The organism is Pseudomonas sp. 20P_3.2_Bac5, from assembly GCF_025466035.1.
Lineage (GTDB): Bacteria > Pseudomonadota > Gammaproteobacteria > Pseudomonadales > Pseudomonadaceae > Aquipseudomonas.
The window spans coordinates 105,615-127,283 of sequence record NZ_JANLOA010000070.1; the positions used below are offsets into that span (position 1 = coordinate 105,615).

The 21,669-nt window shown below is 65.2% G+C and carries 11 protein-coding genes; 8 read left to right on the forward strand and 3 right to left on the reverse strand.

The annotated features are described in order from the left end of the window. The first annotated feature begins 101 nt into the window (after positions 1-101). Both NTD88_RS13555 and metR read left to right on the forward strand, forming a co-directional pair. Complete coding sequence (locus tag NTD88_RS13555) at positions 102-5,663, forward strand: dermonecrotic toxin domain-containing protein (protein ID WP_262154378.1); 5,562 nt, start codon at positions 102-104, stop codon at positions 5,661-5,663. 150 nt (positions 5,664-5,813) lie between these two features. Then, positions 5,814-6,731: a transcriptional regulator MetR gene (gene metR / locus NTD88_RS13560; RefSeq protein WP_095154872.1), complete on the forward strand. Its 918-nt coding sequence runs from the start codon at positions 5,814-5,816 to the stop codon at positions 6,729-6,731. 14 nt (positions 6,732-6,745) lie between these two features. Here the strand turns inward: metR and NTD88_RS13565 are convergent, their stop codons facing one another. Beyond that, positions 6,746-7,144, reverse strand: coding sequence for an NUDIX hydrolase (locus tag NTD88_RS13565; RefSeq protein WP_095154871.1), 399 nt, complete (start codon positions 7,142-7,144; stop codon positions 6,746-6,748). 106 nt (positions 7,145-7,250) lie between these two features. Here NTD88_RS13565 and NTD88_RS13570 point away from each other — a divergent pair, with 106 nt between their 5' ends. From NTD88_RS13570 to NTD88_RS13580, 3 genes are all read left to right on the forward strand, one after another. Beyond that, positions 7,251-11,543 carry a DEAD/DEAH box helicase gene (locus NTD88_RS13570; RefSeq protein ID WP_262154380.1) on the forward strand — a complete coding sequence of 1,431 codons (4,293 nt, stop codon included), beginning with the start codon at positions 7,251-7,253 and terminating at the stop codon, positions 11,541-11,543. A 69-nt stretch (positions 11,544-11,612) separates the two neighbouring features. After that, positions 11,613-13,229: an FMN-binding glutamate synthase family protein gene (locus tag NTD88_RS13575; RefSeq protein WP_262154381.1), complete on the forward strand. Its 1,617-nt coding sequence runs from the start codon at positions 11,613-11,615 to the stop codon at positions 13,227-13,229. Between the two features lie 146 nt (positions 13,230-13,375). Next, positions 13,376-14,500: an OpgC family protein gene (locus NTD88_RS13580; protein WP_262154383.1), complete on the forward strand. Its 1,125-nt coding sequence runs from the start codon at positions 13,376-13,378 to the stop codon at positions 14,498-14,500. A gap of 47 nt (positions 14,501-14,547) precedes the next feature. Here the strand turns inward: NTD88_RS13580 and NTD88_RS13585 are convergent, their stop codons facing one another. Continuing rightward, positions 14,548-15,966 carry an amino acid permease gene (locus NTD88_RS13585; RefSeq protein WP_110972506.1) on the reverse strand — a complete coding sequence of 473 codons (1,419 nt, stop codon included), beginning with the start codon at positions 15,964-15,966 and terminating at the stop codon, positions 14,548-14,550. A 441-nt stretch (positions 15,967-16,407) separates the two neighbouring features. Between NTD88_RS13585 and NTD88_RS13590 the strand changes: the two genes are divergently transcribed. The 3 genes from NTD88_RS13590 (at position 16,408) to NTD88_RS13600 (ending at position 21,001) form a co-directional block, all read left to right on the forward strand. Beyond that, on the forward strand, positions 16,408-19,563 hold the full coding sequence (locus tag NTD88_RS13590; RefSeq protein WP_262154385.1) for a transglycosylase domain-containing protein: 3,156 nt from the start codon (positions 16,408-16,410) through the stop codon (positions 19,561-19,563). 116 nt (positions 19,564-19,679) lie between these two features. Then, positions 19,680-20,237 carry a PadR family transcriptional regulator gene (locus tag NTD88_RS13595; RefSeq protein ID WP_095154865.1) on the forward strand — a complete coding sequence of 186 codons (558 nt, stop codon included), beginning with the start codon at positions 19,680-19,682 and terminating at the stop codon, positions 20,235-20,237. Then, positions 20,234-21,001 carry a siderophore-interacting protein gene (locus tag NTD88_RS13600; protein ID WP_262154386.1) on the forward strand — a complete coding sequence of 256 codons (768 nt, stop codon included), beginning with the start codon at positions 20,234-20,236 and terminating at the stop codon, positions 20,999-21,001. Before NTD88_RS13595 ends, NTD88_RS13600 begins: the two co-directional genes overlap by 4 nt. Positions 21,002-21,014: 13 nt before the next feature. Here NTD88_RS13600 and NTD88_RS13605 read toward each other — a convergent pair whose 3' ends face one another. After that, on the reverse strand, positions 21,015-21,665 hold the full coding sequence (locus NTD88_RS13605; protein WP_262128319.1) for a Pr6Pr family membrane protein: 651 nt from the start codon (positions 21,663-21,665) through the stop codon (positions 21,015-21,017). Between the last annotated feature and the right edge of the window lie 4 nt (positions 21,666-21,669).

Here is a 21,669-nt window from a genome sequence, read left to right on the forward strand (position 1 = left end):
AGCGGATACCTATGTACCGCCCGTCCTTCCCCGGCTTGACCTCAAATCCGCCGACCACAGCGCCAGTACGGCCTGTTTTCGCCGAGCCCGAGGTAAACCCGATGCCCGCCCCAGACCACGTCGACACCTTGACCGTGATCGACTTCGCTTTTGAACAGAATCTCGACGCCCCCCTCCCCCACGATGAAAACCTGTTTTCCAGCGCCTCGGCGCGTTGGCACGAATGCCGTAAGCACATGCTCGAGCTGTTCAGCGAGCTTCCCGCAATCCGTGGCGCGATCAGGCAACAGATCACCGAGCGTTGGGGCCTGGACAGCGACCTTGCCGGCCTGCGCTTCCACACCGGGCAGCGCCTGTGCCTTGATGAAGCCGCCGTATTCGTCCTGCAGTTTCCGCTGGACCCGACCCTGAACCAGGCCAGTGACGTCTTTGGCCTGCCCGCGGATCACCCGCTGCATGGCCTGTCGCCAACGGCGCTGCTGGAGACACTCAAGACCCTGGAACTCAGCAGCAGCCTCAACAGACAGTGGATCGTCTACTGGAATGGCCGGGCGCCCGGCACCCCGCTGTCCCGGCGCAGTTGGGCGGCGCGGCAGTATCACGCGCACTTCCAGGCGGCCTGCGATCTCGCCGTGGCCGATGGCACGCTGACCGCACGCCAGTGGCAAGCGCTACAAACGGCGCTCCCGCGCCCCGATACACCAGCCGTGTCCAGCGGTTTCGAGACGCTGCAACTGGTTCTGGCCGATGGCAGCAGGCTCAGGCTGCCGGGCGCGCTGGTCATCACTGTCGCTAGCGAGGGCACCGACCACGTGCTCTACCTGCCGTCGTACACCCCCGCGCTGCAGGTGTTTGCCGATCGGGCAGCGATGGAAAGCGAGCTTCTGCACCGCCAGCGCCTGCTGTGGTCCTACACCAGCAACGAGCTGCGACCGCGCAACACCATCGACTACCAAGTCCAGGACGCGCCGCTGGATGCCGCCTTCCGGCAATTGATGGGGCATCTGCGGGCTGGCTATCTCACTCCCCTGCAACAAAACAGCGACGCCGAGCCGGCGGCCACCGCGAGCGCGCCCCTTGCCGCCGTCGACGCCTACGACAACGCGCGAGCGAGCAACACCCTGTTCGCCGAACCGCCGCTGTTTCACTCGCTGGCCAACGCTGCCGACGATGGCGAATCCCCTCGCCACACCGACTTTGGCAACCTGTACCAGGACATCGCGCTCAGCACCCGCCTGGGCATGGTCAAACAGCAACTGCGGGCCTTCGAAGCCCTGGCAGGCGAGCAGGACGACCCTGATTCGCCAACACTGCAATCACTCAGAGAAACGCTCAATGCCCTGTCCATGGCGCAGAGCCGCGCCGACAGCGCGGCCTCTTCGTTACTCGACACCGCCTGGCTACACGAACTGCGCAGCCGGGCCCAGGACACCTACGCCGACCTGAAACAGGCGCGCCAGGACGGCCTGCACGCCGAGGCCGCTGTCCAACACGCCATGAAACAGCTCGGCGACGACGAGTGGCACATGCTCGAAGCGCTGCTCCGCTCACCCACTGCGGCGCAGCGCGGCATCCCGGTGGTTGCGGCCGCGCTGACCCTGCAAATGACCGGCGACGACCAACAGATCACCTCACAAGCGCTGGACGGTGTGCTGGTCATCGCCCACGGCACCGAGGCCAACACCGTCGTGGCTGACCGCCCGCTGTTGCTGTTCTGGCCTGGCAGCGCGGGCGGCTTGCAGCAGTTCGCTTCAGTGACGGCGCTGGAGCGCGAATTCTTCAAGCTGTCGGCGAGCGACGACGCCCGCAAACTGCTGCTCACGCCCTTGGTCGGGGACGCGTTCGACTATGGCCTGCAACGCCAACTGGCCGCTTGCGAACAGGCCGCGCTCGAACTGCGCCAGCGCTTTGCCGCAAACGATGAAGCGCAGTACCAGAGCGCACGGGAGGAACTGCGGCGCACAGTCCTCGATGAACTGAACGTCCCGGTCAATACCGCTCGCGACCTGGCCTATGAGCGCTTCCTTGAACAAAACCGATCCCTGGCCCTGAACCGCGGACAACCCGAATGGCTGCGTCAGTTGGCGCCTTCCGAACGTCAGTCATTCAGGGCCCTGATCAAGGCCTGCGTACCTGCCGCGCGACGCTCCCAGGCCTTGCTGGAACGCGAACTTCCCCGCCGCGAGGATTTCGCCACGCGACAGGTCACCGCCCGCCTGATCCGCGATTTCGCCCTTGGCAGTGCCGTGCAGGTTCATCTCGACTTGCCCGATTCGACCCAGTTCGTGAGGGAAGCGATTGCAGGATCAGGCGCCCCGGGGACGCCGCTCACGCTCGTCCTCAAACCCAGTAAAAGCAGAAGCCTGATAAGCCTCCAGGAACTGGCCCTGGGCAACATCGACCACAGCATGTCCAACCGCCTGCAGTTCATGGGGCTGGTACTCACGGAGGGCGACTCCGCTGACCAGTCCACGCTCGCCTCCGGCCTGGATGCCATATACCTGCGCCGCTTCGTCAGCGAACTGGACCTCGCCGGGCGCTACGAGCAACGCATTCGCGATGCCTTGCTGGGCGCCGCGGACGCGCCCCTTTTCCATCAGCAATACCGTCAGGAATGCTTGCTGGCGCCTATCCGGCTGATGCTGGCGATTCGCGGCGAAGCGGCCCGGCACCAGCGCCATATCACCCAGGCCGGGCATGAGCTCCTGTCGCTGACCATCGATGCCAGTTCAAGCGAAGCGTTCAATACCGGCGGCAAACGCGTCAGCCTGTTGCCGGCGATGCTGATGCCGGGCGGTGAGGACACCGGCGATCGCAATACGCCGCTGTCCGGCGTGACGTTCATCCACGAAAGCGTCAGCGGCCTGACCCTGCTGTATTTGCCTGACTGCCCTGACGCGATCTTCCTGCGCCAGTACGACAGCCTGGAAAGTGCGCGCATCGCGCTGTTCAACCTGGCGTTCGACAGCAGCATCGCGGCGTACCTGGCCGACCGGGCGCTGGAGGGCGAGGTGGACTACCACGTCAGCCGTATCAACGAGGCCTGCGTTCGTCATTTCGACGGATTGATCGGTATCGAGCAGGCCTGGCCGGCCACCGCTTCGCTGGCGGCGCTGCAACTCAACGCGCACCTGGGCCGCCTGATCCAGGCCCACCGCAGCACCTCGCGCTCCAACCGGGAACTGCGCCTGGAGCTGGCCGCGCTGGAGAGCGGGAGGGTGTTCGACTACATCAAAATGGCGCTGGGCGTGCTGCCTTTCGCGGGCACGGTGATCGCACTCTACGACGCCTGGACCAGCGCCAACCGGGCCGTGGCGGCCTTTCTCCACAACCAGGTCGCCGAGGGCCTGGAAGCGCTTGAATCGCTCCTGCAATCGCTGATCGACGCCGCCATGGACCTGCTGCCCGGCGCCAGCCTCAAACCCGGCCCGGCACGTGCGCGGATCCACCAACGGCAACTGAAACAACTGGTCGCCAGCGGCCACTTGCATGCCGCGCCGGGCGGGCGTCGACGTACCGCCGTGGATCGCTTCAGCGGCTACGAATACGCGGGGGAACTGTCACTGGTCGGCCTGACGCCAGGCACCGAGGGTATCTATCGCGGTATCTACCGCCACACCGAAGGCACGTTCATCCTCAACAGCGGCCGGGTTTATCCGGTGATATTCGATGCAAGCCGGCATACCTGGCGCCTGACCGGCAAAGCCAACTCCGCGTACAAACAGCCGGTCGCCCTCGACGGTTTTGGCAACTGGGACACCCACGGCGCGCTCTATGGCGTCAATATCATCAGCCCCGCAGCCGGGGGCGGCGCCGCGCTGGGGCATTTGGCCGAATTCGCCGACCCGCTGTGGCCCGCGGCCATCCGCCGACACCTGCCACGCTGGTGGACCGACCCGGTCCTGCGTCGCCAGCAAGCCCTCAAGATCAGCGCCGACCGGAGGCTGTACGAACTGCAAAACCTCAACTCGGGCACCCAGGCGCAGCAGAACCGCTTCAACCAGACAGTCGACCCGGAGGCACGCAACGCGCTGACCATCGAATTGCGCGCCCGCTACCTGAAGGAAAGAGAAATCGCCACCGAGCTGTACCCCGACCTCGAGGCACTGGTCCAGTTGAGCACCGGCAACAATCGGACCCGACTGAAAGGGCTGCAAAGCCGCGTTGCCTGGCTGCAGGTCGATCGCAGGCTCAACGAGCTGAACATCATCAAACCCAAGGCGCTGGCGCATCTGGAGCGAATCGATGCGATTGGCAGCGAGATAGAAAACACCCCCGTCATGGACATCCAGCGCCACCTGCTGCTCTTGCAACAACGCAAACAGGTGCGCCTGAAACTGGTGAAGAAGCTCGACGAAACCAGCAGGGTGATGCAAGAGGTCGAGGCCTGGAACAAGCGCATCACCGTGGCCGAACAGCGTGCCAACGTGCAGGAAGACGTAGAAGTCGTGCAGCAGAAATTCAGCCAGGCCACCACCGAGCTCCTGAAGGTCGGCAACTACCTGGAAATCGTCAACCGTTACGAAGCCGCCATCGATGTTTCCTGGATCCTGCTCCAACGGGGGATCGCCGGAAGCCGCAGCCGGCTTGACCGTGCACTGAACAACCAGCTCCATCTGACGGAGGTGCGCGCCAGTGCGACCCAGCGCGAGCGCGTACTTCAGGACTGCCACGCAACCTACCAGAACTATCACCGCGACTTTCTGGCCTGGAACGCCAGCTACCCGCAATTCTTCGATCAGCCCCATGTCGAGCCCTTCCTGGAGGGCCTGCGCCATATCACTGAACTGGCCGAACGCTGGAGAAAGAAGTCCGCATTCCCGACGCAGACGCGCCAACCCGGCCCGGCGCAACCCGCGCGTCGACTGTTCGAAACCGAGGACAACCAAGTGCTGATGGGGATCGAGGAGCATGCCGACAGGCAGCGGCGCATGACCATTCCCGGGATCAACAACAACACCGAAATCTATGTCGAAGGCCCGCAAGGCCGCTGGCGCCTGGAAAATCCAAGGCCCGCGCCCGCGAGCGCGCCCAGTGACCTCAAGCAACTCATGCGCGAAGCCCGGGAGCGCCTGGACAACCTCCCCGCCTACACCGCCAAGGTTCAGGGTTACGCCCGCCAGAACATGTTGCCGGTAGACCTGGAACACCTGCTGGTCAGCGAAGCCGGCGAGCTTCGCACCCGCGCCACGCTCATCGCCGAACAGGACCCGCAGGCGCCGCTGCTCGAGACACTCCGGGCCAAGGCGGATGAGCTGGTGACACAAGGACGGGAACTGCGCATCCGTCAGACGCTGGCGAGCAAGACCCCGAGCGAAGGGATGCTGGACTACCTGCTGGAGCACCAGTCGGTGGACATCATCAAGGTCGGCGAAATGACTCAGGTGCCCAAGCGCGCCGAGGGCCGTGCCGAATACCTGCTGGAGTACGAAATACGCGACCTGACCCGCACCCCACCGTGTCCCCTGTGGTACGCGCACTTTCACTACACCTCGGCGAATCCGGGGTTCGCCAGCTTCGCCAAGGCCCATCTGAAAATTCCTGAGCAACGCCGCCGTGGTCTGCAATGGCAACAAGGCCAGGGCGAGTCGGCGGAACGGATCTGGCGCGGAGATATCGGCAAGGTGCTGGCGCACAAGCACTTTGCCCCGCTGTTCGACTGATCGACGGCACATCGCCAAAACCCGAAGCCGGGCCGTTGCAGAGCGGTCCGGCTTGCTGGCGTCTAAAACGTTGTGGTCGACAGCCCGCTCATCATGAGACAAACTCAACCAATTCGACTTTCACTCAAATATTACTCATGGAGAATCCGGGTGCTCGAAATCCGCCACCTGAAAACCCTGCACGCCTTGCGCGAGGCCGACAGCCTGGTCGACGCCGCTGACCGCCTGCACCTGACCCAGTCGGCGCTTTCGCACCAGTTCAAGGAACTGGAAGAGCGCCTGGGCATGCAATTGTTCGTGCGCAAGACCAAGCCGATCCGTTTCACCAGCGCCGGCCTGCGCCTGCTGCAACTGGCCGACGCCACCTTGCCGCTGCTGCGCGGCGCCGAGCGCGACATCGCCCGGCTGGCCGGCGGCACCGCCGGGCGTTTGCACATGGCGATCGAGTGCCACAGTTGCTTCCAGTGGCTGATGCCGACCATCGACCAGTTCCGCGATGCCTGGCCGGAAGTCGAACTGGACCTGGCCTCGGGCTTCGCCTTCGCCCCGCTGCCGGCCCTGGCCCGCGGCGACCTCGACCTGGTGGTGACGTCCGACCCGGTGGACCTGGCCGGGATCACCTACGTTCCGCTGTTCACTTACGAAGCCATGCTGGCGGTAGCCAACCAGCATCCACTGGCGAGCAAACCCTATGTGGTGCCGGAAGACCTGGCCACGGAAACCCTGATCACCTACCCGGTGGAGCGCGACCGCCTGGACATCTTCACCCGCTTCCTCGAGCCGGCCGATGTCGAACCGGGGCAGGTGCGCACGGCGGAACTGACGGTGATGATGATGCAACTGGTGGCCAGCGGCCGCGGCGTCTGCGGCATGCCGCACTGGGCGCTGCACGAATACAGCTCGCGGGGTTATGTGAAGGGCAAGCGCCTGGGCGACAAAGGCCTGTTCGCCACGCTGTACGCCGCGATCCGCACCGACATGCTGGACGCACCGTACATGCGCGACTTCCTGCTCACCGCCAAAGACACCTCGTTCTCCACCCTCGACGGGGTGAGTGTGGTCAGGTAAGGCGCCCCGCCCAGTCAAACGCCTCGGTAGAGCGGCAGGATCAGGTCCCGCGTCAATGGCGCCAACACCAGCCGCTCGGCCGCCTCGGCATCCACCCACAGCGCTTCCTCGATTTCCGCCGCTGGCACCACGGTCTCAGCGGTGTCGACGCGGAACAGCTCGCACACCACTTCGAAGCCCGGCTCATTGGCGGCCGGTGCGCTGAAGTTGCCGAGATAGCCGGCCTGCTCCTGATCGATGCGCAGCCCCAGTTCTTCGAACAACTCCCGCGCCAGCGCCGCCACCGGTGCTTCACCCGCCTCGATCTTGCCGCCCGGCTGCATGAACGCCTGCGTGCCGCGCTTGCGCACCAGCAAGGTGTGCCCGCGCGGGTCGATCAACAGGGCAGCGGCGATGCGGATGGTCTTGCTCATGGCGACAGCTCACAGCGAAAAAAAGGGCCGGCAAGGATCCCACGGCCATGCCGCAACTGACCAGTGGCACCTTGCAAGCATCGGATAGAGGACGCATAAACAGCGAATGAATCTGCCCGCCCACAACCATCCGGTGCTGGACCTCTTCCACCCGGCTGTCCGCCACTGGTTTCGCCGCCATTTCCCCACGGTGACGGCCGCGCAGGCGCAGGCCTGGCCGCTGATCCACAACGGTGAATCGCTGCTGGTGGCCGCGCCGACCGGCTCGGGCAAGACCCTCACCGCCTTTCTCGCGGTACTCGACGAACTGTTCGCACAGGGCCTGGCCAACGACGGCCAGTTGCCGGACGAAACCCGGGTGGTCTACGTCTCGCCGCTCAAGGCGCTGTCCAACGATATCCAGATCAACCTGCAAAATCCGCTGGCCGGCATCAGTGCCGAACTGGAGCAGCTCGGTCTGCCGGTTCCCGCCATCCGCACCGCCGTGCGCACCGGCGACACCCCGCAAAAAGAACGCAGCGCCATGCGCCGGCAGGCACCGCACATTCTGGTGACCACGCCCGAGTCACTGTATGTGCTGCTCGGCTCGGAGTCCGGGCGCAAGGGCTTGGCGACCGTGCAGACGGTGATCGTCGATGAAATCCACGCCATCGCCGGCAACAAGCGCGGCAGCCACCTGAGCCTGACCCTGGAGCGCCTGGAATCCCTGTGCGGCAAACCGCTGCGACGCATCGGCCTGTCCGCCACGCAGCGGCCGGTGGAACGTGTGGCGGACTATCTGGTGGGCACGGGACGCTCCTGCGCGGTGGTCGACATCGGCCATGCGCGCCAGCGCGACCTGGCCATCGAAGTCCCGCCGCAGCCCCTCGGCGCGGTGATGGCCAACGATGTCTGGGAGCGCGTCTATGACCGCCTTGCGGTACTGGCCCTCGAACACCGCACCACCCTGGTGTTCGTCAACACCCGGCGACTGGCCGAGCGCCTCGCCCGGCACCTCAGCGAACGCCTCGGCCGCGACGCGGTGGCGGCGCACCACGGCAGCCTGGCAAAAGAAGCGCGACTGGACGCCGAACAGCGCCTCAAGCGCGGCGAGCTGCAAGTGCTGGTGGCCACCGCATCGCTGGAACTCGGCATCGATATCGGCGAAGTCGAACTGGTCTGCCAGATCGGCTCGCCCGGCTCCATCGCCGCTTTTTTGCAACGTGTCGGCCGCTCCGGTCACCAGGTCGAAGGCACGCCCAAGGGCCGACTGTTCGCCACCACCCGCGACGATTTGATCGAATGCGTCGCCCTGCTCGACTGCGTGCGCCGCGGCGAGCTGGACGAACTGCATGTACCGAAGGCGCCGCTGGATGTGCTGGCCCAGCAGATCATCGCCGAGGTCAGTTGCCAGCCGTGGCCGGAACAGGCGCTGCTGGACTGTTTCCGGCGCGCCCGGCCCTACGCCGAACTCGACGAAGCACATTATCAAGCGCTGCTGCGCATGCTCGCCGAGGGCTACAGCGGTCGCCAGGGTGTACGCGGCGCCTACCTGCACCGCGACGCCGTGAGCGGCGAATTGCGTGGCCGACGCGGCAGCCAACTGACCGCCCTCACCAGCGGCGGGACCATCCCCGACAACGCCGACTACGCGGTGATGCTCGAGCCGCAGGCGCTGAACATCGGCAGCGTCAACGAAGACTTCGCCGTGGAAAGCATCGCCGGCGATATCTTCCAGCTCGGCAACGCCTCGTACCGCATCCTCCGCGTCGAGCCGGGCAAGGTGCGGGTCGAGGACGCCCAGGGCCTGCCGCCGAACATCCCCTTCTGGCTCGGCGAAGCGCCGGGGCGCAGCGATGAACTGTCCCGCGCTGTGGCCCGCCTGCAAGGCGAAATCGACCACTGCCTGCAAGACCACCAGGGCCGCGAACAACCCCTGCTGGACTGGCTCGGCGCGACCCTCGGCCTCGGCGCGGACAGCGCCGCGCAACTGTTCGATTACCTCGGCCGGACCCGCCAGGTCCTCGGCGCCCTGCCGTCCCAGGACACCCTGGTGATGGAGCGGTTTTTCGATGAATCCGGCGGCACCCAACTGATCATTCATTCGCCGTTCGGCAGCCGCATCAACCGCGCCTGGGGCCTGGCCCTGCGCAAGCGCTTCTGCCGCACCTTCAACTTCGAATTGCAGGCGGCGGCCAGCGAAGACGCGATCATCCTTTCACTGTCGGCGGGCCACAGTTTTCCGCTGGAAGACGTCTGGCGCTTTTTGCCCAGCGCCAGCGCCGAGCAGGTGCTGATCCAGGCGGTGCTCGACGCGCCGCTGTTCGGCGTGCGCTGGCGCTGGAATGCCGGGGTCGCCCTGGCCCTGCCGCGCTTTGCCGGCGGCAAGCGAATCGCTCCGCAGATCCAGCGCATGCGCAGCGAAGACCTGACCGCCGCGGTGTTTCCCGATCAACTGGCCTGCCTGGAAAACCTCGCCGGCGAGCGCGAAGTGCCGGAGCACCCGCTGGTGGAACAAACCCTCGATGATTGCCTGCACGAGGCCATGGATGCCGACGGCTGGCTGGCCCTGTTGCGGCGCATCGAAGCGGGCGGCATCCGCCTGATCTGCCGCGACCTGCCCGCGCCGTCGCCGCTGGCGGCGGCGATCCTCAATGCCCGTCCCTACACCTTCCTTGACGACGCCCCGCTGGAAGAGCGGCGCACCCAGGCCGTGCTCAACCGGCGCTGGAGCGAGCCGCAAAGCGCTGACGAACTGGGCGCCCTCGACCGCGATGCCATTGCCGCCGTGGCGCTGGAAGCCTGGCCGGCACCCGGCAACAGCGACGAAATGCATGAAGCACTGATGAGCCTGGCGGCCATCAGCGACGCGGAAGTGGCCGCCAATCCCGACTGGGCGCAGTGGCTGGACGCCCTCGCCGAAAGCGGCCGCGCCTGCCACCTGCAACTGGCGGACGGCGCCGGTCTGTGGCTTGCCCGCGAGCGCCTGAATGGGCTGCTGGCGGTGTACCCACACGCCGAACTGCAACCCGCCGTCGCGCCACTGCCGGGCTTCGATGCCGTGGTGGAGGAAGACAGCGCCGTGCTGGAACTGCTGCGCGCCCGGCTGAGCGGTTTCGGTCCGCTGGCCCCGGAACAGATCGCCGCGCCGCTGCACCTGAACCTCGCGGTCATCCAGCAGGCCCTCGCCCGCCTGGAAGGCGAAGGCTATGTCATGCGCGGCCGGTTCCACCCCGATGAACCCCGCGAGCAATGGTGCGAACGGCACCTGCTGGCGCGTATCCACCGCTACACCCTCAAGCGCCTGCGCCGGGAAATCGAGCCGGTCAGCCTGCAGGACTTCATGCGGTTCCTGTTCGACTGGCAGCACCTGTCCAGCGGCAGCCGCCTGCAAGGCAACGCCGCCCTTGGCGAAGTGCTGGAGCAATTCGAAGGCTACGCGGCGGCGGCCGGCGCCTGGGAAAACGACCTGCTGCCCGCACGCCTTGGCGACTACAGCCCGCGCTGGCTGGACGAAGCCTGTCGCGCCGGCAAATTCGTCTGGGCGCGCCTGGCCCCCAGCGGCAAAGCCGCCGCCAGCACCTTGCGCAGCACGCCGCTGGTGCTGCTGCCGCGCAGCCGCCTGGGGATCTGGCAGGGCCTCGGTCAGCCCTTCGACCTCGAAGCGCTGTCGCCACGGGCACAGAAAGTCCACGGCGCCTTGAGCCAGCACGGTGCGCTGTTCTTCGACGAGTTGCGCGACGACGCCCACCTGTTGCCCACCGAACTGGAAACCGCCTTGCAAGAGTTGGTGGCGGCCGGGCTGGTCAGCGCCGACAGCTTCGCCGGCCTGCGCGCGCTGATCACCCCCGCCAGCAAACGCCAGGCCCACAGCAGCCGGCGCGGACGCGGGCCGCTGTTCGGCGGCATGGAGGACGCCGGGCGCTGGTCGCTGCTGCGCCGCAGTGCCGCGTCCGACGACAGCGAAGCGGTCCGCGAACACATCGCCCGGACCTTGCTGCGCCGCTACGGCGTGGTGTTCTGGCGCCTGCTGGAGCGCGAAGCCGACTGGCTGCCGAGTTGGCGCGAGCTGCTGCGCACCTTCCACCGCCTGGAAGCCCGCGGCGAAATCCGTGGCGGCCGCTTCGTCAGCGGCCTGGCCGGCGAACAGTTCGCCCTGCCGGAAGCCATCGCCGTACTGCGCGGGGTGCGCCGGCGTCCGCTGGACGGCAGCCTGGTGGCGGTCAGCGGCAGCGACCCGCTCAACCTCAGCGGCAGTTTGCTGCCCGGCAGCAAAGTCCCGGCGCTGGCCGGCAACCGGCTGCTGTACCGCGATGGCCTACCGGTCGCGGCGTTGGTGGCCGGGGCGGTGCAGTACTGGCCGGAGGTCGCGGACGAGGATCATGCCGCGCTGCGCGACCGGTTGATTCGCGGCGCCTGACTGGCTTCATTTCCCTATCGGCTATATGGTTAACGGCTTGCCTGACCGTGCCAATACAAAGGAAACCGTATGAGCCTGTCACTTCTGAGCCGCTACGCCTTCTTCGCCGCCTGCGTCCTGTTCACCCTCGCCAGCCTGCCGTTCATGCACCATGAATGGCTCTGGCCCTTCACCCTCGCCACCGCGATTCTCAGCCTGATCGGCCTGTTCGACCTGCTGCAGAAGCGCCATGCGGTGCGCCGCAACTACCCGATCCTCGGCAATATCCGCTACCTGGTCGAAGGTATTCGTCCGGAGATCCGCCAGTACCTGCTGGAATCCGACAGCGATGCCCTGCCGTTCTCCCGCGCGCAGCGCTCGCTGGTGTACGCCCGGGCCAAGAACGAGGGGGCGGACAAGCCGTTCGGCACGCTGATCGATGTCTATCAGTCCGGCTTCGAGTTTATCGGCCACTCCATGCGCCCGGCGCCGCTGAGCGATCCGTCGGCGTTCCGGGTCATCGTCGGTGGGCCGCAATGCACCCAGCCGTATTCGGCGTCGGTGTTCAATATCTCGGCGATGAGCTTCGGCTCGTTGAGCGCCAATGCCATTCGCGCGCTGAACCTCGGCGCCAAGCTGGGCAACTTCGCCCATGACACCGGCGAAGGCAGCATCAGCCCCTATCACCGCGAACACGGCGGCGACCTGACCTGGGAACTGGGCAGCGGCTATTTCGGCTGCCGCACCGCCGACGGCCGCTTCGACCCCGAGCGCTTCGCCGAACAGGCGCGCAACCCGCAGGTGCGGATGATCGAAATCAAGATGAGCCAGGGCGCCAAACCCGGCCACGGCGGCATCCTGCCCAAGCACAAGGTGACCCACGAAATCGCCGAGACCCGCGGCGTGATGATGGGCGAGGACTGCGTTTCGCCGTCGCGGCACAGCGCCTTTTCGACGCCGATCGAGATGATGCATTTCATCGCTCAACTGCGCGAACTGTCCGGCGGCAAACCGGTGGGCTTCAAGTTCTGCCTGGGCCATCCGTGGGAATTCATGGGCATCGCCAAGGCGATGCTGGAAACCGGCATCCTGCCCGACTTCATCGTCGTCGACGGCAAGGAAGGCGGCACCGGCGCGGCGCCGGTGGAGTTCACCGACCATATCGGCGTGCCGCTGCGCGAAGGCCTGCTGTTCGTGCACAACACCCTGGTCGGGCTGAACCTGCGCGACAAGATCAAGCTCGGCGCCAGCGGCAAGATCGTCAGCGCCTTCGACATCGCCAGCGTGCTGGCCATCGGCGCCGACTGGGCCAACGCCGCGCGTGGCTTCATGTTCGCCATCGGCTGTATTCAGTCGCAAAGCTGCCACACCAACAAATGCCCGACCGGTGTCGCCACCCAGGACGGTCTGCGCCAGCGCGCCCTGGTGGTGCCGGACAAGGCCCAGCGGGTGTTCAATTTCCACCGCAACACCCTCAAGGCCCTGGCCGAAATGCTCGCCGCCGCCGGCCTCGACCACCCGGCGCAACTGGAGGCCAAACATCTGGTGCGGCGCAAGTCCGCCACCGAGATCAAGCTGTTCTCGCAACTGCATGTGTTCCTCAAGCCGGGCGAGTTGCTCAGCGGCGAGGTCAGCGGCGAGTTCTACCAGCACATGTGGGCGATGGCCCGGGCGGACAGTTTCGAGCCGAACGCCGAGGCCGCCTGAGAGACATTCGGTAACACGCCGTCGTTGCAATATCCGGCAAAACTCCCCACCCTCCGCGCCACTGATCGGCAAAGGTCAGCGGCGCGGAACCGCAGATCGCCTGCGCTGATCCTCTACTGAAACACCCTTCTTCAAGAGCCTTCATCATGATTAACGGGCGCGATCACCGGATCGACTTTTTTCGAGGGCTGGCGCTGGTCTTCATCTTCTGGGACCACATCCCCGGCAACCCGCTGGCCAACCTCACCGTGCGCAATTTCGGCTTCAGCGATGCGGCGGAAATCTTCGTCTTCCTCGCCGGCTACGCCGCGGTGCTGGCCTACGGCAAGGTGGCGCTGCGCGACGGCTGGGTCGTCGCGTGCGTGCGCATCCTGCGCCGCGCCTGGGTCCTGTATGTGGTGCACATCTTCCTGTTGGTGTTGTTGATGGGCATTGTCTTCGTCGCCAACAACCACGTCGAAACCCGCGACATGATCGAGGAAATGGGCCTCTATTATTTCCTCGGCAATCCGCAGCAGGCGCTGGTGGACGAGTTGCTGCTGCGCTTCAAACCCAACCTGATGGACCCGTTGCCGCTGTACATCCTGCTGTTGCTCGGGCTGCCGTTGGTGCTGCCGTTGATGCTGCGCCGGGCGGAATACGTGGTGGGCTTTTCGGTGGCGCTGTACCTGATGGCGCCGATGTTCCAGTGGAACCTGGCGGCGCAGGAAGGCGGGGTGTGGTTCTTCAATCCGCTGGCCTGGCAACTGCTGTTCATTCTTGGCGGCGCGGTGGCGATTCATTCCCAGCGCGAGCACACGCCGGAGCTGCGGCCGGTGTGGCGGCAGCCGTTGTTCATGGTCGCGGCGGGCTACTTGCTGTTGTGTGCGCTGATTGCCTTGTCGTGGCGCTGGCCCGAGGTGCACGACGCCTTCATGCCGAAGGTGCTGGCCGAGTGGCTGTACCCGATCAGCAAGACCAACCTGTCACCGGCGCGGCTGCTGCACTTCCTGGCCCTCGCCTACTGCACCGCACGTTTGCTGCCCGCAGGCGCATGGCTGGAAAACTGGCTGGCGCGGCAAAGCTGCCGGATGGGTCGGTATTCGCTGGAAGTGTTCTGCTTCGGCGTGCTGCTGGCGCCGCTGGCGGACATGGCCAACGCGCTGGGCGATGAACACTGGTCGATGCAGGTGTTCAGTGCACTGGTGGGGGTGGGATTGATGATGCTGCTGGCGGTGTGGCTGGACTGGAACAAACGGCTGACGCGGGTGGTGCCGGCCCCCGCAGCCTGATCCGTGCAGGAGCGCCCGGACCAGCGCGCTCCTGCAGGTTTTCGATGTTATGAGGCCGGGCGTACCAGCCCGCCTTCTTCACCCTTCGGCGCCAGCTTGAACCCGTAATACAGGGCCGTCAGCAACACCAGGAACGCCGGGCCGATATACAGCGCCACGCGGGTGTCTTCGAAGTACGCCATCAGGCCCACCACCAGCACCAGGAACGCCAGCGCCAGATAGGAGCTGAGCGGCCACAGCCACATGCGGTATTGCAGGCGGTCACGCTCGGCGTCGCTCAGTCCGGCGCGGAATTTCAGTTGCGCCAGCAGGATCATCGCCCAGGTCCAGATCGCGCCGAAGGTGGCAATCGAGGTCACCCAGACGAAGACTTTTTCCGGCACCAGATAGTTGGCCAACACACCCAGCAGCAAGGCGGCGATGGACAGCAGCAGCGCATTGCGCGGCACGCCGTTGCGCGAGGTGCGGGCGAAGGCGGCCGGGGCCTGGCCGTTCTGCGCCAGGCTGTAGAGCATGCGCCCGGTGCTGAAGATGCCGCCGTTGCAGGACGACAGCGCGGCGGTGATTACCACGAAGTTGATGATGCCGGCGGCGGTCTTGATGCCCAGGCGCTCGAACGTCATCACGAACGGGCTGCCCTGGCTGCCGATTTCGTTCCACGGGTAGATCGACAGGATCACGAACAGCGCGCCGACGTAGAACAGCAGGATGCGCCAGAACACCGAGCCGATGGCCTGCGGGATGGTCTTCTGCGGGTTGCGCGCTTCACCGGCGGTGAGGCCGATCATTTCCACGCCGAGGTAGGCGAACATCACCATCTGCAGCGACATCAGCACGCCGGTCACGCCGTTGGGCATGAAGCCGCCGTTGCTCCACAGGTTGCCGATGCCCAGCGCGACACCGTCGTTGCCGAAGCCAAAAGCGATGACGCCGATGCCGCCGATGACCATGGCGATGATGGTGACGATCTTGATCAGGGCGAACCAGAATTCGAACTCGCCGAAGGCCTTGACCGCGATCAGGTTGATCGCGCCCATGCTGCCCAGCGCCGCCAGGGCCCAGATCCAGCGCGGGACGTCGGGGAACCAGATGCCCATGTAAATGGCCACCGCGGTGATTTCCGCGACGCAGGTCACCAGCCAGAGGAACCAGTAGTTCCAGCCGGTCAGGAAGCCCGCCAGCGGGCCGAGATAATCTTGCGCGTAGCGGCTGAAGGACCCGGCCACCGGGTTGTGCACGGCCATTTCGCCGAGCGCCCGCATGATCACCAGGATCGCCAGGCCGCCAATGATGTAGGACAGCATGATCGCCGGGCCGGCCATTTCAATGGCCTTGGCCGAACCGAGGAACAGGCCGACGCCGATGCAGGCGCCGAGGGCCATGAGGCGAATGTGGCGTTCGCCGAGTTCCCGTTTGAGTGGACCGCCCTGGACGGTCTCGGCAGGAGAAGGGTTGCCGACTGGCATGGTGATACAACCTCATTTTGTTATTGGATATGAGCAATCACGCAGGCAGACGCATCGCCGATAGGCAGGACGCGGTGCCTCGCCGGGCTCGACCTTGTGGGTGAGCCCGTCCGCGGGCAGTCAAGGTGCCCGCAGAGCGAAAGGGCCAGCAGTATAGGGAGGCGAATGCAGGTGTTTTCACTGTAAACAGCGGGATATTTGGCGGGAAGTCTCGGCCAGAACAGCTTTTGTGGAGTGGCTTTCACCACAAAGCGCGGATCGCTCATTGATTGCGGGAAGTTTGGCACCAAAATAGGGCGGCCAATATGACGCGCAAAACCTATGATTTCTGACTCGTTTTTAGGAATTAACTGACAGCTCTCAACAATTTTTTCACCGCCTCCGGTCAGCGTCTAAGCTTCAGGCAAGCAAGACGAAAAAGACAAAACCGGGCTTAAGACTATGGGCGCACAGTGGCACTCGGATCACGGAAATACCCTAGCCCCCGCAGAAAATTCGGAAGAAACGCCGCCGCCTCGCCGCTCCCGCCTACGCTACTTGTGGTGGTTGATCGCCCTGATCGTGCTGGTCACGCTGGCGTTGCTGGGCTATGCCGCCACCAAGGAAATGCAGAGTTCGCGTCTGCAATCCCGCGAGTTCAGCAAGTTCGCCGCGACCCTGAGCTATTCGATGCACAAGGGCCCCACCGACGCCATGGTCTACCCCGGCGAAGGGCCGTTCGATAAGCGTCTGGGCTACAGCGCTCTCGGAGAATTCATTCCTCGCCTGCTGAAGCGGGACTACGTGGTGGTGGAGCAGACTCGCTTTTCTCCAGCACTGATGAACTACGTTGATCGGGGCTTTTTCGTACCCTACACCGAGAAAATTCAGGCCGGCCTGAGCATCACCGACTGCAAGGGCGATGTGCTCTATCAGTACCAGTACCCGCAACACCTTTATCCGGACTTCGCCTCTATTCCGCCGGTGATGGTGCACAGCTTGCTGTTCATCGAGAACCGCGACCTGCTCGATCCCAACGACCCCAACGGCAACCCGGCGGTGGACTGGCCGCGCTTCGCCAAAGCGGCCTACACCCAGATCGCCAAGTACCTCGCCCTGCCCGGCCAGTCGGCGGGCGGCAGCACCCTGGCCACCCAACTGGAGAAATACCGCCACTCGCCGGACGGCCTGACGGCGTCTGGCGGCGAGAAGATCCGCCAGATGATTTCCGCCAGCGTGCGCGCCTACCAGGACGGCCCGCAAACCCTGGAAGCACGGCAGCGTATCGTCCGCGACTACCTCAACAGCGTGCCGCTCTCGGCGGTGCCCGGCCACGGTGAAGTGCACGGCATGGCCGAGGGCTTGCGTGTCTGGTACGGCGCCGATTTCGCCGAGGTCAACCGCCTGCTGGCTTCCACCGCAACCGATCCGGAAACCCTCGCCGCCCGTGGTCTGGCCCTGCGCCAGGTACTTTCGTTGATGATCGCCCAGCGCCGTCCTTCGCACTTCCTGGCCAAGGGCCGCAATGAACTGGCGGTGCTGACCGACAGCCACATCCGCCTGCTGGCGGCGGGCAACATCATCGACCAGCCACTGGCCGACGCCGCTCTGGCCAGCAAGGCGATTTACCGCGACTGGGTGGCCCAGCCGACCATCGTGCCGATCGTCACCAACAAGGGCATCAGTGTCGCCCGCAGCCGTCTTTCGAGCATGCTCGCGCGGCCGCTGTACGACCTCGACCGCCTTGACCTGTCGGCCACCAGCACCTTGCAATCGGGCTTGCAGACCCAGGTCAGCGACTACCTGAAAAACCTCGCCGACCCGGCCTTCGCCGAAAAAATGGGGCTGTTCGGCGAACGCTTGCTGACCCCCACCAGCACCACCCAGGTGCGCTACAGCTTCACCCTGATGGAGCGCACCGCCGACGGTTCGCGGGTACGGGTACAGACCGACAGCACCGACCAGCCCTTCGACATCAACGAAGGCAGCAAGCTGGAGCTGGGCTCCACCGCCAAGCTGCGGGTGCTGACCAGTTATCTGGAAATCATCTCCGAGCTGCATGACCGCTACGGCGGCCTGTCGGTGCCGGAACTGAAGAAAGTCGAAGTGACCGATGTCGACTTCATCACCCGCTGGGCCATCGACTACCTGATCCAGAACAAGGACCGCAACATCACCGCGATGCTCGATGCCGCGCTGGAGCGCAAGTATTCGGCCAGCCCCGGCGAGGCGTTCTTCACCGGTGGCGGCCTGCATGTGTTCAACAACTTCCGCAAGGAAGACAACGGTCGTATTCCGACGCTGAAAGACGCCCTGCGCGAGTCGATCAACCTGCCCTTCATCCGTCTGATGCGCGATCTGGTGCGCTACAGCACTTACCAGGCGCCGGGCAACAGTTCCGCGCTGCTCAAGGACGATGCCGAGCCGCGGCGTCAGGAATACCTGGCGCGCTTCGCCGACCGCGAAGGCACCGACTTCCTTCGCCGGTTCTGGAAAAAATACCAGCGCAAAACCTCGCAGGAACGCCTCGACACCTTCCTCGACGGCCTGCGGGCGACCCCGATTCGCCTGGCCGCCGTGCACCGCTACCTGTTCCCCGAAGCGGACCAGAGCACCTTCAACGCCTTCGTCCGCGCCCACATGAAAAAAGAAGGCCTGGTCAGCAAGCCGCTGGCCGGCAAGAAAGATCCGCTGAGCGATGGCCGCCTCGAAGACCTGTACCTGGCCTACGGTCCCGGCAAGTACGACCTGCCTGACCAGGGTTTTATCGCCAAGTCCCACCCGCTGGACCTGTGGCTGGTCGGCTATCTGCTCAAACACCCGGGCGCGAGTTTCCAGGAGGCGGTGCTGGCCAGCCATTTCGAGCGTCAGGAAGTCTACGGCTGGCTGTTCAAGAGCAAGCACAAGGGCGCCCGCGACAGCCGCATCCGCACCCTGGTGGAAGTCGAGGCATTCCTCGATATCCATGCGCGCTGGAAACGCGTCGGCTACCCGTTCGATCACCTGGTGCCATCGCTGGCGACCGCCATCGGCAGCTCCGGCGACCGCCCGGCAGCGCTCGCCGAACTGGTCGGGATCATCCAGAACGATGGCGTGCGCCTGCCGGTGCTGCGGATCGACACGCTACATTTCGCCGCGGGCACCCCCTACGAAACCAGCCTGGCCGGTGACCCCGACCGCGGCGAACGGGTGCTTTCGGTGGAAGTCGCGCAGGCCCTGCGCGGGGCGATGTCGCAAGTGGTCGATGCCGGTACGGCGCGGCGTGTGTCCGGGGCGTTCAAGCTCGATGACGGCACCGTGCTGACCATGGGCGGCAAGACCGGCACCGGCGACAACCGCATCGAAAGCTTCGGCGCCGGTGGCCGGCTGATCGGCTCACGCTCGCTGAACCGCACGGCGACCTTCGTGTTCTACCTGGGCGATAACCACTTCGGCACCCTCACCGCCTTCGTGCCGGGCCGGGCGGCCGAAGCGTTCAAATTCACTTCGGCGCTGCCGGTGCAAGTGCTCAAGGGCATGGCGCCGATTCTTCTGCCGTACCTGAAACCGGGCGGCAACACCCTCTGCGCGCCGCCGCTGATGGCTGAGCCAGGGTCGAGTGTTACCCAGGCAAATTGAGTTCTCCGTCGTCCTTTTAAGCCGCATGAGGCCTGACCAAACCAATCTCCCGCTTGCAATAAGATATATCTTGAGTAATATCTTGAGACATATCGTAAGCACACAGGAGAAACCTCATGCGCGATTTCCCCCACGGCCCCCGCGAATCCGAGGGCTTCGAACGCCGTCGCGAACGCGGCGACCGCGGCCCCCGGGTCTTCGCTCCGGGTGACCTGAAACTGCTGCTGTTGGCGATGCTCGCCGAGCAGCCCTGCCACGGCTACGACCTTATCCGCCAGATCGAAAGCCTGTTCGACGGCAACTACAGCCCGAGCCCGGGCGTGATCTACCCGACCCTGACCTTTCTCGAAGAAAGCGAACTGATCAGCGGCGAAATCGACGGCAGCAAAAAGCTCTACCGCGCCACCGACGCCGGGCGCCAATCCCTCGAAGACCAGGCCGTGGCGCTCGACGGCGTGCGCATGCGCATCGAAGTCAGCAAGCGCTCGCTGCGCGGGCATGACCGTCCGCCGGAGATCCACGAAGCCGTCCACAACCTGCGCCATGCCCTGCAGATGCACAGCGGGCGCTGGAACCCACAAGAAATCGAGCGGGTGCGCAACCTGCTCAACCAAACCGCGAAAGCCATCGTTGCCGGCCCGGCAACCTCCCCTTCCCAGGAGCCATCCGAATGACTGTGAGCGAAAACACCATCCACCGCGTCATGCACGAGATCAAACACCGCCAGTTGACCGTGCTGCGGGTCGTCGACCTGACCCCGCGCATGCGCCGCATCACCCTCGGCGGCGCGCAACTGCAAGGCTTCATCAGCCTCGGCAGCGATGACCACGTCAAACTGCTGTTCGCCAACAACGCCGAAGAACAGGCGGCCATGGACGCCGTCGACCTGCCCAAGGAAGGCGTGAAGCCGACCATGCGCGAATACACCCCGCGGCGCATCGACCTGGCCAACAACGAGCTGGACCTGGACTTCGTCCTCCACGGCGACGGCCCTGCCTCGACCTGGGCCGCCCAGGCCGCGCCCGGCCAGAAACTGAACATCGCCGGCCCGCGCGGCTCGCTGGTGGTGCCGGATATCTTCGACAGCTACCTGCTGGTGGGCGATGAAACCGCGATCCCGGCCATCGGTCGCCGCCTGGAAGAATTATCAGCCGGTCGCAAGGTGCTGGTGCTGGTTGAAATTGAAGACGCACAAGAACGCCAGCCGCTGCCGAGCAAGGCCGAGGTCGAGGTGATCTGGATCGAGCGGCACAAGCAGAATGTGCTGGAGGTATTGGCCGAAGTGAGCCTGCCGCCAGGCGAACTGTACGCCTGGGTCGCGCTGGAAAAGGCCCTGACCCGCAAGGCCAAGGCGCTGCTGCTGGAAGAAAAAGGCGTGTCGGAAGACCGCCTCAAGGCTGCCGCCTACTGGCGTCTGGACGGCACCGCCGACGAGTGACGGCGTAAGTCAATCAGGGCTGCGTCCTGGCTCGCGCCAGGCGCTTGCCCTGCCAGCGGTCCAGGCCAATGACACACACGCCGAGGACGATAAACGCGCCGAGCATCGTCAGCGCATTGCGCACTACCTGGGGGTAGCCCAAGGTCGCCACATCGATGAACGGGTACGGGTAAAACCCGACCCAATGGCCGCGCAACAGCGCGTAGCCGAAATACCCCAGCGGGTAAAGCAGCCAAGCCGCCAGATGCCTGAGCCGCAACGTGCCCTTCTCCACCCGCAGCCACCAATACACCGCGAACAACGCCGGCATGACGTCGTGCAGCAAGCCGTCCGCCAGCCATTGCCAGCCCTCGGGCTGCCAGAGATGGCGCAGCAACAGGCTGTAGGCCACAGCGACGAAGACAATACTGACCAGCACGCCGGAACCTACCCACGGCGACAACCAGAATCGCCGCGCCGCCGACTCACGGCCGAACGCCGCCTGGGTCAGCACAGTGGCGACCAACACATTGCTCAGCACGGTGAAAAAACCGAAGAGATTGACCAGCCCGCCCAACAGGCTGGCCTGGTCCTGCCAGCGCGCCCACAGCACCAGGTACAACTGGATCGCCAGGCCGAACCAGCCGAGGCAGGCCGCCGCGCCGGTCCAGTGTCGCGCGGTCATCGCC